The sequence below is a fragment of the Mesorhizobium sp. WSM4830 genome, assembly GCF_055811495.1.
In genome coordinates this window covers 1-13,093 of sequence record NZ_JBVVQI010000002.1, presented here as the reverse complement: position 1 = coordinate 13,093, position 13,093 = coordinate 1, and the positions used below count along the sequence as shown (strand labels likewise).

12 protein-coding genes are annotated in these 13,093 nt (G+C 63.9%); 9 read left to right on the top strand and 3 right to left on the bottom strand.

The window, feature by feature from the left end; genetic code table 11:
- The first annotated feature begins 37 nt into the window (after positions 1 to 37).
- The 6 genes from AC0L2Y_RS02905 (at position 38) to AC0L2Y_RS02880 (ending at position 7,449) form a co-directional block, all read left to right on the top strand.
- Positions 38 to 3,025 (top strand): 2-oxoglutarate dehydrogenase E1 component, encoded by a 2,988-nt coding sequence (locus tag AC0L2Y_RS02905; protein ID WP_473553718.1) that lies wholly within the window; start codon positions 38 to 40, stop codon positions 3,023 to 3,025.
- A 29-nt stretch (positions 3,026 to 3,054) separates the two neighbouring features.
- Positions 3,055 to 4,350: a 2-oxoglutarate dehydrogenase complex dihydrolipoyllysine-residue succinyltransferase gene (gene odhB / locus AC0L2Y_RS02900; RefSeq protein WP_473553717.1), complete on the top strand. Its 1,296-nt coding sequence runs from the start codon at positions 3,055 to 3,057 to the stop codon at positions 4,348 to 4,350.
- Positions 4,351 to 4,391: 41 nt separating this feature from the next.
- Complete coding sequence (locus tag AC0L2Y_RS02895) at positions 4,392 to 4,901, top strand: hypothetical protein (protein WP_473554181.1); 510 nt, start codon at positions 4,392 to 4,394, stop codon at positions 4,899 to 4,901.
- Positions 4,898 to 5,653: an SDR family oxidoreductase gene (locus AC0L2Y_RS02890; RefSeq protein ID WP_473553716.1), complete on the top strand. Its 756-nt coding sequence runs from the start codon at positions 4,898 to 4,900 to the stop codon at positions 5,651 to 5,653. The genes AC0L2Y_RS02895 and AC0L2Y_RS02890 overlap by 4 nt, the downstream gene beginning before the upstream one ends.
- 18 nt (positions 5,654 to 5,671) lie before the next feature.
- On the top strand, positions 5,672 to 7,078 hold the full coding sequence (lpdA, locus tag AC0L2Y_RS02885) for a dihydrolipoyl dehydrogenase (protein ID WP_473553714.1): 1,407 nt from the start codon (positions 5,672 to 5,674) through the stop codon (positions 7,076 to 7,078).
- 128 nt (positions 7,079 to 7,206) lie between these two features.
- Positions 7,207 to 7,449 (top strand): hypothetical protein, encoded by a 243-nt coding sequence (locus AC0L2Y_RS02880; RefSeq protein ID WP_473553713.1) that lies wholly within the window; start codon positions 7,207 to 7,209, stop codon positions 7,447 to 7,449.
- Positions 7,450 to 7,823: 374 nt separating this feature from the next.
- Here the strand turns inward: AC0L2Y_RS02880 and AC0L2Y_RS02875 are convergent, their stop codons facing one another.
- Both AC0L2Y_RS02875 and AC0L2Y_RS02870 read right to left on the bottom strand, forming a co-directional pair.
- On the bottom strand, positions 7,824 to 8,891 hold the full coding sequence (locus AC0L2Y_RS02875) for a TraB/GumN family protein (RefSeq protein ID WP_473553711.1): 1,068 nt from the start codon (positions 8,889 to 8,891) through the stop codon (positions 7,824 to 7,826).
- A gap of 85 nt (positions 8,892 to 8,976) precedes the next feature.
- Positions 8,977 to 9,915: a tyrosine recombinase XerC gene (locus AC0L2Y_RS02870; RefSeq protein WP_254817838.1), complete on the bottom strand. Its 939-nt coding sequence runs from the start codon at positions 9,913 to 9,915 to the stop codon at positions 8,977 to 8,979.
- A gap of 129 nt (positions 9,916 to 10,044) precedes the next feature.
- Here AC0L2Y_RS02870 and rimM point away from each other — a divergent pair, with 129 nt between their 5' ends.
- Both rimM and trmD read left to right on the top strand, forming a co-directional pair.
- On the top strand, positions 10,045 to 10,644 hold the full coding sequence (gene rimM, locus AC0L2Y_RS02865) for a ribosome maturation factor RimM (RefSeq protein ID WP_473553710.1): 600 nt from the start codon (positions 10,045 to 10,047) through the stop codon (positions 10,642 to 10,644).
- Positions 10,641 to 11,339, top strand: coding sequence for a tRNA (guanosine(37)-N1)-methyltransferase TrmD (gene trmD, locus AC0L2Y_RS02860; protein ID WP_473553708.1), 699 nt, complete (start codon positions 10,641 to 10,643; stop codon positions 11,337 to 11,339). The genes rimM and trmD overlap by 4 nt, the downstream gene beginning before the upstream one ends.
- Here trmD and AC0L2Y_RS02855 read toward each other — a convergent pair.
- Positions 11,321 to 12,073, bottom strand: coding sequence for a sulfite exporter TauE/SafE family protein (locus AC0L2Y_RS02855; RefSeq protein ID WP_473553707.1), 753 nt, complete (start codon positions 12,071 to 12,073; stop codon positions 11,321 to 11,323). The genes trmD and AC0L2Y_RS02855 overlap by 19 nt on opposite strands.
- A 356-nt stretch (positions 12,074 to 12,429) precedes the next feature.
- On the opposite strand from AC0L2Y_RS02855, the gene rplS reads away from it, so the two are divergent.
- Positions 12,430 to 12,969, top strand: coding sequence for a 50S ribosomal protein L19 (rplS, locus tag AC0L2Y_RS02850; RefSeq protein ID WP_254817835.1), 540 nt, complete (start codon positions 12,430 to 12,432; stop codon positions 12,967 to 12,969).
- Positions 12,970 to 13,093 lie beyond the last annotated feature (124 nt).

Here is a 13,093-nt window from a genome sequence, read left to right as displayed (position 1 = left end):
AAAAAACAGGAGACGGAGCGCAGCTCCGCGGACAAAAATGGCAAGACAAGATCAGGCCAACGACCAATTTTCGCTTACCTCTTTCCTCTATGGCGGCAATGCCGATTACATCGACGCGCTCTATGCCGCCTATGAGGACGATCCCGCTTCGGTCGATCCCGAATGGCAGGACTTCTTCGCGGCGCTGAAGGATGACGCCGGCGACGTGCGCAAGAATGCCAAGGGCGCCTCTTGGGCCAAGCCCTCATGGCCGATGCAGGCCAATGGCGAGCTGGTCTCGGCGCTGGACGGCAATTGGGGCCTGGTCGAAAAGCATATCGAAAAGAAGGTCAAGGACAGGGCGGTCGGCAACGGCGCAGCGCTTTCCGACGCCGACGTACATCAGGCGACGCGCGATTCCGTCCGCGCCATCATGATGATCCGCGCCTTCCGCATGCGCGGCCACCTGCACGCCAATCTCGATCCGCTCGGCATTGCCAAGCCGCTCGAGGATTATAACGAGCTGTCGCCGGAGAATTACGGCTTCACCGAAGCCGACTACGACCGGCCGATCTTCCTCGACAATGTACTCGGGCTGGAATTCGGCACCATCCGGCAGATGCTCGACATCCTGACCCGGACCTATTGCTCGACGCTCGGCGTCGAATTCATGCATATTTCCGATCCCGAGGAGAAGGCCTGGATCCAGGCGCGCATCGAGGGCACCGACAAGGAGATCTCCTTCACCGCAGCCGGCAAGAAGGCGATCCTGCAGAAGCTGGTCGAGGCGGAAGGCTTCGAGCAATTCATCGATGTCAAGTACAAGGGCACCAAGCGCTTCGGCCTCGATGGCGGCGAATCGCTGATCCCGGCGCTGGAGCAGATCATCAAGCGTGGCGGCCAGCTCGGGATGAAGGAGATCGTGCTCGGCATGGCGCATCGCGGCCGGCTGAACGTGCTGTCGCAGGTGATGGCCAAGCCGCACCGTGCCATTTTCCATGAGTTCAAGGGCGGCTCGGCCGCGCCCGACGAGGTCGAAGGCTCGGGCGACGTGAAGTACCATCTCGGTGCCTCGTCGGATCGCGAGTTCGACGGCAACAAGGTGCATCTGTCGCTGACTGCCAATCCTTCGCATCTGGAAATCGTCGACCCGGTGGTGATGGGCAAGGCGCGCGCCAAGCAGGACTATCTGTTCGGTCGCAGCCGCGAGGAGATCGTTCCGCTGGAAGAGCGCGCCAAGGTGCTGCCGCTGCTGCTGCATGGCGACGCCGCCTTTGCCGGCCAGGGCGTGATTGCCGAAATCCTCGGTCTGTCGGGCCTGCGCGGCCACCGCGTCGCCGGCACGCTGCATTTCATCATCAACAACCAGATCGGCTTCACCACCAACCCGCGCTTTTCGCGTTCGTCGCCCTATCCGTCCGATGTGGCCAAGATGATCGAGGCGCCGATCTTCCACGTCAATGGCGACGATCCGGAAGCCGTGGTCCATGCCACCAAGGTGGCGATCGAATTCCGCATGAAGTTCCACAAGCCTGTCGTGGTGGACATGTTCTGCTACCGCCGCTTCGGCCACAATGAGGGCGACGAGCCCGCCTTCACCCAGCCGATCATGTATCGCAAGATCCGCAACCAGAAGACGACGGTGCAGATCTATGCCGACCGGCTGATTTCCGAAGGCCATATCACCCAGGCTGAGTTCGAAAGGATGAAGGCCGATTGGCGGGCGCATCTCGAGCAGGAATTCGAGGTCGGCCAGCATTACAAGCCGAACAAGGCGGACTGGCTGGACGGCGCGTGGTCCGGCCTGCGCTCGGCCGACAACCAGGACGAACAGCGGCGCGGCAAGACCGCCGTTCCGGTCAAGACGCTGAAAGAGATCGGCAAGAGACTGACCGAGGTGCCGAAGGATTTCGAGGCGCACAGGACGATCATCCGCTTCCTCGACAACCGCCGCCAGGCAATCGAATCGGGCGAAGGCATCGACTGGTCGACGGCCGAGGCGCTGGCCTTCGGCGCCATCCTGCTCGACGGCAATCCGATCCGGCTGTCCGGCCAGGATTCGGAGCGCGGTACCTTCTCGCAGCGCCATTCCGTGCTCTACGACCAGCGCGACGAGACACGCTACATCCCGCTCAACAATCTGTCTGCGGCCCAGGCCGGTTTCGAGGTCATCAACTCGATGCTGTCGGAAGAGGCCGTGCTCGGCTTCGAATATGGCTACTCGCTGGCCGAGCCGAAGGCACTGACGCTGTGGGAAGCGCAGTTCGGCGACTTCGCCAACGGCGCCCAGGTGGTGTTCGACCAGTTCATCTCGTCGGGCGAGCGCAAATGGCTCAGAATGTCTGGCCTCGTCTGCCTGCTGCCGCACGGCTATGAAGGCCAGGGGCCGGAGCACTCGTCGGCCCGGCTCGAGCGCTTCCTGCAGCTTTGCGCCGAAGACAACATGCAGGTCGCCAACGTCACGACGCCGGCCAACTACTTCCACATCTTGCGCCGGCAATTGAAGCGGGACTTCCGCAAGCCGCTGATCCTGATGACGCCGAAGTCGCTGCTGCGCCACAAGCGGGCCGTGTCGACGCTGCCGGAGATGTCGGGCGAAAGCGCCTTTCACCGGCTGTTGTGGGACGATGCCCAGCTGCTGTCGGGCCAGGCCATCAAGCTCACCAAGGATTCGAAGATCCGCCGTGTCGTGCTCTGTTCGGGCAAGGTCTATTACGACCTCTACGAGGAGCGCGAGAAGCGCGGCATCAACGACATCTATTTGCTGCGCGTCGAGCAGCTCTATCCGTTCCCGGCCAAGGCGCTGATCACCGAACTGTCGCGCTTCCGCAATGCCGAGATGGTGTGGTGCCAGGAGGAGCCCAAGAACATGGGCGCCTGGTCGTTCATCGATCCGTATCTCGAATGGGTGCTGGCGCATATCGACGCCAAGCATCAGCGGGTGCGCTATACCGGCCGGCCGGCCGCCGCCTCGCCGGCGACCGGATTGATGTCGAAGCATCTCGCCCAGCTTGCCGCCTTGCTCGACGACGCGCTTGGTGAATAGAACAGAACCGAAAGAAACGGACAGGCACAATGGCAACCGAAATCCGCGTCCCGACACTTGGTGAATCCGTCACCGAGGCGACCATCGGCAAATGGTTCAAGAAGGTCGGCGACGCGATCGCCGCCGATGAGCCGCTGGTCGAGCTCGAAACCGACAAGGTGACGGTGGAAGTGCCGGCCGCCGCCGCGGGCACGCTCGCCGAGATCGCCGTCAAGGAAGGCGAGACGGTCGGCGTCGGCGCACTGCTCGGCACGATTTCGGCAGGCGGAGCAGCCGATGCTGCCGCCGCCCCGGCAACGAAGCAGGAGGCGGTGTCGCAGGCCTCGGCTCCGACTGCGGCCTCGAGCGTCAAGCAGGCCGCTGCCGAGACGGCCAAGATCGCCGGCGACGCCGGCGCGATCGAGACACGTACCATGCCGCCGGCGCCGTCGGCGGCAAAGCTGCTGGCCGAGCATAATCTCGCGGTTGACCAGGTGTCGGGCTCGGGCAAGCGTGGTCAGGTGCTGAAAGGCGACGTGCTCGACCTGATCGCCAGGGGCGCGCCGTCGCAGCCGGCCGAAATGCCAAAGGCAGCGCCTGTACCGGCACCTGTCGCAGCGCGCGCGCCGTCCACGGCCGACGATGCGTCGCGCGAGGAGCGCGTGCGCATGACCAAGCTGCGCCAGACCATCGCGCGCCGCCTCAAGGAAGCGCAATCGACCGCCGCCATGCTGACCACTTTCAACGAGGTCGACATGAGCGCGGTGATGGCGCTGAGGAGCAAATACAAGGACGTGTTCGAGAAGAAGCACGGGGTGAAGCTCGGCTTCATGGGCTTCTTCACCAAGGCGGTCACCCATGCGCTGAAGGAGATACCGTCGGTCAATGCCGAGATCGACGGCACCGACATCATCTTCAAGAACTACGCCCATATCGGCGTTGCCGTCGGCACCGAGAAAGGTCTCGTCGTGCCGGTTGTGCGCAATGCCGACCAGATGTCCATCGCCGAAATCGAAAAGGAAATCGGCAGGCTGGGGCTTGCGGCGCGCGACGGCAAGCTGTCGGTTGCGGATATGCAAGGCGGCACGTTCACGATTTCCAACGGTGGCGTTTACGGGTCGCTGATGTCGACGCCGATCCTCAATGCGCCGCAGTCGGGCATTTTGGGCATGCACAAGATCCAGGAGCGGCCGATGGTGGTCGGCGGCCAGATCGTCATCCGGCCGATGATGTATCTGGCGCTGTCCTACGACCACCGCATCGTCGACGGCAAGGAAGCGGTGACGTTCCTGGTGCGGGTCAAGGAAAGCCTGGAGGATCCTGAGCGGCTGGTGCTCGACCTCTAGGGGCGGCTCACGTGAGCGGGAGAATGGATCTGCGCCGCCGGATGAATTCCCCTCGTTTCCGGTCTGGATTGTTTGTCACGATCTGCGCGGTTGGCGTACAGGCGGTCTCCGCCGCCCTCGCCGCCTGCCCGCTCGAGCTCGCCGTCTATGGCGATCCTGAGAACGCCGCCGAGATCGATTTCAGGCCAACCGGCGAATCGGCTGCCGTCACCAACAGCTTCAAGATGGTGCTCGACAAGGGCGTCGTGCTCGACGGCATCGTCATGTGGACCGAGGGCGTGGCGCGGCCGCATGGCTCGCTGATGTACAAATGCCCGGCCGGCGACGTAACCGGCGACGAGCTCGCCGCCTGCACCGTGTGGGAGGGCGTCATCTACACTGCCGACGACCAGGGCAATATCGCGTTGCTGCCGGGCGAAGGAAAGGATGCGCAGAAGAAGCTGATCCTTCCCGATCTGGGAGCGTCGTTGCAGATGTCGGTGGCCTATGGCGCCAACGGCTTTTCCAAGGTGCCCTGGGACGTCTTTGCCCTGAAAGGATGTCAGGAATGAGCGCGAGCGGAAAAATCCTGCTGGTGACCGGCGGCAGCCGCGGCATTGGCGCCGCTACATGCAGGCTTGCCGCCAAGGCCGGCTATCGCATTGCGGTCAACTACGTGTCGAATGCAAAAGCAGCCGAAACGGTGGTCGGCGACATCGACGCCGCTGGCGGAGAAGCCTTCGCCGTCAAGGGCGATGTCGGCAGCGAGGGGGACGTGTTGGCCATGTTTGAGGCTGTCGATGCCCGTTTCGGTCGGCTCGACGCGCTCGTCAACAATGCCGGCGTGGTCGACCAGAGCGCGCGCGTCGACGAGCTGAGCGCTGCAAGGCTGGAGCGCATGATGCGCATCAATGTGATCGCACCGATGCTTTGCGCCCGCGAGGCGGTGAAGCGGATGTCGACCAGGCATGGCGGCAAGGGCGGCGCGATCGTCAATGTTTCGTCGATCGCGGCAAGGCTTGGCGGGCCGGGTCAATATGTCGACTACGCCGCCTCGAAGGGCGCGCTCGATTCCTTCACCATCGGACTTGCCCGCGAAGTGGCCGGCGAAGGCATTCGTGTCAACGCGGTCAGCCCGGGCATCATCGACACCGAAATTCATGCCTCCGGCGGGCAGCCGGATCGCGCCGAGAGAATGCGCAAGGTGGTGCCCATGCAGCGCGTCGGCACCGCCGAGGAAGTCGCAGCCGCAATTCTCTGGCTGCTGTCGGACGAGGCGTCCTACACAACAGGCGCCAATCTGGAAATCGGCGGCGGCCGCTAAAGCAAAAGGGACAGTATCATGGCCTATGACGTCGTTATCATCGGATCTGGACCAGGCGGCTATGTATGCGCCATCAAGGCGGCGCAGCTCGGTCTGAAGACGGCGGTGGTCGAAAAGAACCCGACCTTCGGCGGTACCTGCCTCAACATCGGCTGCATCCCGTCGAAGGCGCTGCTGCATGCGTCCGAGATGTTTGCCGAGGCCGGCCATTCCTTCGACGGGCTCGGCGTCGAGATCGGCGCGCCCAAGCTCAACCTTGGGAAGATGATGGCGCACAAGGATGCGACGGTGACGGCCAACGTCAATGGCGTCGCCTTCCTGTTCAAGAAGAACAAGATCGACAGTTTTCGTGGCACCGGCAAGGTGGTTGCGGCCGGCAAGGTGTCGGTGACCTCCGATGACGGTAAGGTCGAGGAGATCGAGACCAAGAACATCGTCATCGCCACCGGCTCCGACGTCGCCGGCATTCCCGGCGTCAAGGTCGATTTCGACGAGAAGGTGATCATCTCGTCGACCGGCGCGCTGTCGCTGGACAAGGTGCCGGGCCACCTGGTGGTGGTCGGCGGCGGTGTCATCGGTCTGGAGCTCGGCTCGGTATGGGCGCGGCTCGGCGCCAAGGTCACCGTGGTCGAGTTCCTCGACACTATCCTGGGCGGCATGGATGGCGAGGTCTCCAAGCAATTCCAGCGCCTGCTGTCGAAGCAGGGCTTTGAGTTCAGGCTGGGCGCCAAGGTGACCGGCGTCGCCAAGGCCAAGAAGGGGGTGACGGTCACCTTCGAGCCGGTCAAAGGCGGAGCGGCCGAGACGATCGAGGCGGACGCGGTGCTGATTGCGACGGGACGACGGGCCTATTCGGACGCTCTCGGGCTGAAGGAGGCCGGCGTCGACGTCGATGAGCGCGGTCGGGTCAAGACCGACGGCCATCTCAGAACCAACGTGCCCGGCATCTACGCCATCGGCGATGTCATCGCCGGGCCGATGCTTGCCCACAAGGCCGAAGACGAGGGCGTGGCGGTGGCCGAAACCATCGCCGGCCAGGCCGGTCATGTGAACTATGACGTGATTCCGAGCGTCGTCTACACCACGCCGGAAATCGCCTCGGTCGGCAAGACCGAAGAAGAATTGAAGAAGGCCGGCATCGACTACAAGGCCGGAAAATTTCCGTTCAGCGCCAACGGCCGGGCGCGCGCCATGCTGCACACCGACGGCTTTGTGAAGATCCTGGCCGACAAGGCCAGTGACCGTGTGCTCGGCGTCCACATCGTCGGCTTCGGCGCCGGCGAGATGATCCACGAGGCGGCCGTGCTGATGGAGTTTGGCGGCTCGTCGGAAGACCTAGCCCGCACCTGTCACGCCCATCCGACAATGTCGGAGGCGGTAAAGGAGGCGGCATTGGCGACGTTCTTCAAGCCCATCCATATCTGAGCAAACGCGGAGAATCGCAAACCTTGGAGATTGGCCGAAACATCCGCGATTGCTCCCAAAAACAAAACGGCCCGCCTTTCAGCGGGCCGTTCATATATTAAGTCGGCAGTCTGATCACTGAGGGGCCGGTGCTGGTGCCGGCGCAGGTGCTGGTGCCGGGGCTGGCGCAGGGGCCGGAGCGGGTGCAGGTTCTGCCGGAGCGGGAGCCGGAGCGGGTGTTGCCGGAGCTGGCGCAGGAGCCGGTTCGGCTGGCTTCATCGGCTCGGCGGGTGCAGGCGCCGGGGCCGGTGTGCTGGCTGCGGGCGGTTCGGCAGGCGCAGGTGCCTCGCTACGTCTTCCAAAAACATAATAGGCGACAATTGCCAGGATAACGACGACCAGGGCAATCAGCCAGCCGCTGCCGCCGCCGCTTGGCCGTGCGGAGCCCGGCGAGGTGAATGGGTCGTTCGGATTGGGTGTGTTCGCCATAAAAGTGTCCTCCGTGGATGAAAAACATCAAGTAATAGCCATCAACGTACAATCGTTGAATCGGTTTCACATTAGGCGTTGAAAACGCCGAAAACAGGGCAATTCTGATCCGGAATCGCTTGCAGGCATGCATTTCCACCGCAAAATGGGGTTCGATCGAGCCAAACCGAACCTTTTTCAGTTTCTTGGCACGAAGCGCGGCCGGTCCGCCGTCGCGCCAGGAATCAGGACTGACCCAGGCTTGGCAATGATTCGGTGTGCAACTCCGCCGTGTCGTTCAGTTGACGGCGGTCACAGTATAGCCGGCCTTGCGGAAACCCTCGACCAAGCCTTGCGCTCCGGGAAGGTGCATGGCGCCGACCGCCATGAAGACATTGCCGTGGGCGAGGATCGGCGTGGCACGATCGACCATCACCTTGTTGCGGCTGGTGATCATGGTCTGCTCGAATTCGGCGTAACCCGATTGGTCGTCGACCTGTTCGGGGATGACGGCCCGAAACAGCGGTACGTACATGCCAGTGTCGCCACGCCGGTAAAGCACGATCATGGTTTCGTTGACGTCGTTCACCTTGTCGCCAAGCTTCAGCGTGTCGACCAGCCCCTTCAGGTGAAAGGCGATCGGCAGCGAAGCCATGGCGCGCAGCTGGTAGGCGATTGTCTCCAGCCCCTCGACTGATTTGCCCGAAGCCTCGGCGTCCTTGGCAAGCTTGACGTCGAGCACCGGCGCGCCGCCAGCCTGGCGGGCGACTTCGCATGCAGGCAGCGCCACCATCGCCGACAGCAACCAGGGCTTCATCTTGGCGACGGTCGCTGGCGGGATGCCACGCGTATCGAGCGCCTTGTCGACCACCGCCGCATCCTCCGGCGACAGCAGCGACGAAAGCGTCGTCTTGTCGGTGAACATCATCAGATCCGGCTCTTTCAGCAGTGTGGCCATCATCTTCTGCTTGTCGAGCACTTCGGTGGTCTCGATGACGACGGTGCCAGCCGCATCGAATGCCTCCTGCGCGGCGGGTGGCAGCGTGGTGACGCGCGGGTCGGTAACGTGCATGGTGCCGAACAGGAAGGACGGTTTTTCGCCTGATTTTTCGAGCTTCCACAGCAGGCCCTTGCCGTTCGGCGTCGCTGCCGCCTCCGCCTCGATCTTGCGGTAGGCAGCCGGGTCGTCCTTTTGCAGCGCGCTCAGCATATCGCTACCGGCGCAGGCCGGGGTCTCGGCGCGTGCCTTGCCCGCGGCGAGCAGCGCGATGATGAGGAAGGAGAGGAAAAACAGGGCGTTGAGCGCGACAAGCAGCTTCAGCGACATATGGGTCGCGCGGTCAGCGATGGCGATGAGGCGTTTCATGTTGCGGTTCTAGGCGCAAAAAGCGGCAAAACGGTTAACCGGCGCATCCAAATTGTTGCGAGATGGCCACCGATTCAAGCATCCATCACGCGCGCGGATGGGCTGCTTCGTAAATCTCGAGCAGCCTGGCGGTGTCGACGCCGGTGTATATCTGGGTCGTCGATAGGCTGGCATGGCCGAGCAACTCCTGGATGGTGCGCAGGTCGCCGCCGCGCCCTAGCAGATGCGTGGCGAAGGAATGGCGCAACGCATGCGGCGTCGCCGTGTCGGGCAGGTTGAGCGCCGAGCGCAGCTTGGCCATGTCGCGCTGAACGATTGCCGGGTTCAGCGGGCCGCCGCGGGCACCGCGAAACAGCAGGCCTTTGGGATCGAGATGCCAGGGACACAAGCGGCGGTATTCGGCAATCGCCCGCAGCGCCACCGGCAGCACCGGCACCAGCCGGGTCTTGCCACCCTTGCCGGTGACGCGCAGCACGGTATCACCAGGTGAGGACAGATCGGCGCCCGACAGGCCGAGCGCCTCGGAAATGCGCAGACCCGATCCATAGAGTAGGGTCAGCACGGCGGCGTTGCGGGCGGCGATCCATGGCTCCTCCGCCAGCTGGCCTTCCACCGAGACAACGTGTTTTGCATCGCTTGCGGTCAGCGGCTTGGGCAGCGATTTCGGCTGCCGCGGCGCGCGCAAGGCTGCCGCACCGGCCGCATTGGCGAGGCCACGCCGTTCCAGGAAACGCAGCAGCGAGCGGATGCCAGCCAGCCCGCGCCCGAGCGTGCGGGCGCCGGCGCCCTCAGCACGGCGGGCAGCGAGAAAGCCGCGCAAATCGGCGGGGCGCAGATCGGCGATGTCGGAGATGCCGGGCGAGCCGCCGCAATGGCCGGTCAGGAAATGCAGGAACTGGCGCGTGTCGCGTTCATAAGCCTCGACGGTTTCGGGCGACAGTCGGCGTTCGCGCGCCAGCATCTTCAGCCAGGCCTCGCGCGCCGCCTGAAGATCGGGTTTCGCCGGTATGAGGAATTCCTGCATTGCGCTCTTCCAGTTCCGTTTTTCCAGTTCTGGGCCATCTTCCGGCAGCCGGGTTAGGAAGCGGTGAAGAGCGGCGTCATTGAAATGACGACGGGCTGGGGTTAGAGCAAGGCAAAGGATTTTCCGCAGATGAGCAAGCCACAAAACCCCGTCCAGATGGCCGTGATCGGTGCCGCGCATGGCATCAAGGGTGAATTGCGCGTCAAGAGCTTTACCGGCGACCCGCTGGCGCTGGCCGATTACGGTCCGCTCTACGCCAGGGATGGCCGCGCCTTCCAGATCGTCGACATCAGGCCTGCCAACACGGTGGTGGTGGTGCGGTTCAAAGGCGTCAACGACCGCAATGCCGCCGAGGCGCTTGCCGGCACCGAATTGTTCGTCGACCGTTCCGTGTTGCCTGATGAGGGCGAAGAGGATGAATTCTACCATGCCGACCTCGTCGGACTGGAGGTCAAGGACGACACCGGTGCGGTCGTCGGCAAGGTCGTTGCCGTGCACAATTTCGGCGGCGGCGACATTCTCGACGTGACGCTTGCCGGGCGCAAAGGCGTGCTCATCCCGTTCACGCAGGCTGCCGTTCCGGACGTGTCGATCGCCGGCGGCTTTGTCCGTGTTGATCCAGCCGCCGCAGGGTTGGTCGAGGACGAGGACGGCGAGCCTGCCGGTGACGACGGTTTCGACCCGAAGGGCAGGCCGCGCGGGCCGAGGGACGCCGGAGGCAACCGGTGAGTTTTTCGGCTTCGGTGCTGACGCTCTATCCCGAGATGTTTCCCGGCGCGCTCGGCCTGTCGCTGGCCGGCCGCGCGCTCGAGACCGGCATTTGGTCGCTCGAAACGATCCAGATCCGCGACTTTGCCAGCGATCGTCACCGTACCGTCGATGACACACCGGCCGGCGGCGGCGCCGGCATGGTGATGCGGGCAGACGTGCTGGCCAGTGCCATCGACCATGCCTCGCCGCCAGGCGATCCGCGTCCGCGCCTGCTGATGAGCCCGCGCGGCAAGCCGCTGATGCAGCGCCGTGTGCGCGAGCTCGCCGGCGGGCCGGGTGCGGTGATCGTCTGCGGCCGCTTCGAAGGCGTCGACCAGCGGGTCATCGAGGCACGCGGCCTCGAAGAAGTTTCGATCGGCGACTTCATCCTGTCCGGCGGCGAGCCGGCGGCACTCGTGCTGCTCGACGCTGTGGTGCGCCTGCTGCCCGGCGTCATGGGCAACGCGGTATCGGGCGAGGAAGAGAGTTTTGAAAACGGCCTGCTCGAACATCCGCATTATACGCGGCCGCAGGAGTTCGAGGGCCGGCCGATTCCCGAAGTGCTGATTTCGGGCAATCACAGGAAGATCGCGGCGTGGCGGCGGGCCGAAGCGGAGAGGCTGACGAAAGAGCGAAGGCCGGATCTTTTAGCCGCTCAGCCCTTGTCGAAATAGTAAAAAGCCAGGAACAGGCCGACGGCGATGACGAAGCCGCGCACCGCGTTCTGCGGCACACGCCTGGCGATCCAGACGCCGGCATAGCCGCCGAGCGCGCCACCCGGGATCATGATGATCGCCTGCAGCCAGGCGATGACGCCGCCCGAGACGAAGACGAGGATGGCAACCGCAGCGATGACCACGGCCAGCATGTTCTTCAGCGCGTTCAGCCGGTGATAGTCGCCGGACTGGGTGAGACCGAGCGTCGCCAGCATCATGACGCCCATGCCGGCGCCGAAGAAGCCGCCATAGACGGCGGTGGCGAACTGCGCCAGCGACCCGGCCAGCGAACCCACCGCGGCCTCATGCTCCGGTTTGGGCGCCGGCTTCAGCCATGGCCCGGCAGCGAACAATGCGGTTGCCGCCAGCAGCAGCCACGGCACCAAGGCGCGGAACGACGGGTTGTCGAGCCCTAGAAGGATGAGCGCGCCAGACAGCGCACCGAGAGCCGAAATGAGGCTGAGCAGCAGTGCGCCGCGCCAGAAATGCTTGATGTCGTGCCAATAGGCGAGCGTCGAGGTGATGTAGCCAGGAAATTGCGTCACCGACGATGTCGCATTGGCGACGATCGGCGGCAGGCCGGCCAGGGTCATGGCGCCAAAGGTTATGAACGTGCCGCCGCCGGCAACGGCGTTGACCGCGCCTGACAGAAAGCCGGCGAGAAAGAGCAGGACCGCGTCCAAGATTGGCATGAGGGGTGTCGTCGCTGGAGGAAAAATGCTTATCTTCCGGCTTAGAAAGCTTGACGTGCGGGCGCAACCCCCTGGACCACAAGCGATCACGGGATTGCCACAGCGGCGCCAGCCAAAAAGAAGCAGCGCCAAAAAAGAGACAGCGAAGGCGTGACAAAGCGCCGAAATAGCTGTATGTGCGCGCCGAACCGGAAGAAAATTCTCCCGGACCCGTCAACTGTGACGGTGTAGTCGCCCCTGCCCGATGTTCTCGAACAGAAGTTCTCGAACGAAGGGCATAGCCGAGCGGTCGATGCGACTGCAAGGCGAGTGTCGGACGCTCTGACTGTCGGAAGAACAAGAAGTGGATTATTGAGATGGACATCCTCCGTCAGCTCGAGGCCGAGCAGGCCGCCAAGATCGAAGCCAAGCGCAAGCTTCCCGAATTCCAGCCCGGCGATACCGTACGCGTCCAGGTCCGCGTGACCGAAGGCACCCGTACCCGCGTCCAGGCCTATGAGGGCGTCGTCATCGCCCGCGCCGGCGCCGGCTTCCAGGAAAACTTCACCGTCCGCAAGATCTCCTACGGCGAAGGCGTGGAGCGTGTGTTCCCGGTCTATTCGCCGATGGTCGAGGGCGTCGAGATCGTGCGCCGCGGCAAGGTGCGTCGCGCCAAGCTGTACTATCTGCGTGACCGTCGCGGCAAGTCGGCCCGCATTTCGGAAAACACCGGTGTGCGCGCCCGCAAGCTCAACGACGAAGAGCGCGATGCGCTGAACGCCGAGAAGGCGCGCATCGAGGCCGAGAAGGTGGCCGCCGCCCAGGCGCTGGCCGCCGAGAAGGCCGCGCAGGACGCCGCCGAGAAGAAGGCCGCCGACGAGGCTGCCAAGGCCGCGGAAGCAGCTGCCGCCGAATAAGGCTCTTCAAGAACGTATTTTCGGAAAGGCGGCTTCGGCCGCCTTTTTGTTGTGTGCCGAGCATGATCGACAGCTTGGAGGTGCAAGTCCTCTACCCAGCCTGATGACGGCGAAGGGTTAGCGA

Bases quoted from the DNA above. Each gene is read 5' to 3' on its own strand.
- AC0L2Y_RS02905 (WP_473553718.1), top strand. From the start codon at position 38: ATGGCAAGACAAGATCAGGCCAACGACCAATTTTCGCTTACCTCTTTC.
- odhB (WP_473553717.1), top strand. From the start codon at position 3,055: ATGGCAACCGAAATCCGCGTCCCGACACTTGGTGAATCCGTCACCGAG.
- AC0L2Y_RS02895 (WP_473554181.1), top strand. From the start codon at position 4,392: ATGAATTCCCCTCGTTTCCGGTCTGGATTGTTTGTCACGATCTGCGCG.
- AC0L2Y_RS02890 (WP_473553716.1), top strand. From the start codon at position 4,898: ATGAGCGCGAGCGGAAAAATCCTGCTGGTGACCGGCGGCAGCCGCGGC.
- lpdA (WP_473553714.1), top strand. From the start codon at position 5,672: ATGGCCTATGACGTCGTTATCATCGGATCTGGACCAGGCGGCTATGTA.
- AC0L2Y_RS02875 (WP_473553711.1), bottom strand. From the start codon at position 8,891: ATGAAACGCCTCATCGCCATCGCTGACCGCGCGACCCATATGTCGCTG.
- AC0L2Y_RS02870 (WP_254817838.1), bottom strand. From the start codon at position 9,915: ATGCAGGAATTCCTCATACCGGCGAAACCCGATCTTCAGGCGGCGCGC.
- rimM (WP_473553710.1), top strand. From the start codon at position 10,045: ATGAGCAAGCCACAAAACCCCGTCCAGATGGCCGTGATCGGTGCCGCG.
- AC0L2Y_RS02855 (WP_473553707.1), bottom strand. From the start codon at position 12,073: ATGCCAATCTTGGACGCGGTCCTGCTCTTTCTCGCCGGCTTTCTGTCA.
- rplS (WP_254817835.1), top strand. From the start codon at position 12,430: ATGGACATCCTCCGTCAGCTCGAGGCCGAGCAGGCCGCCAAGATCGAA.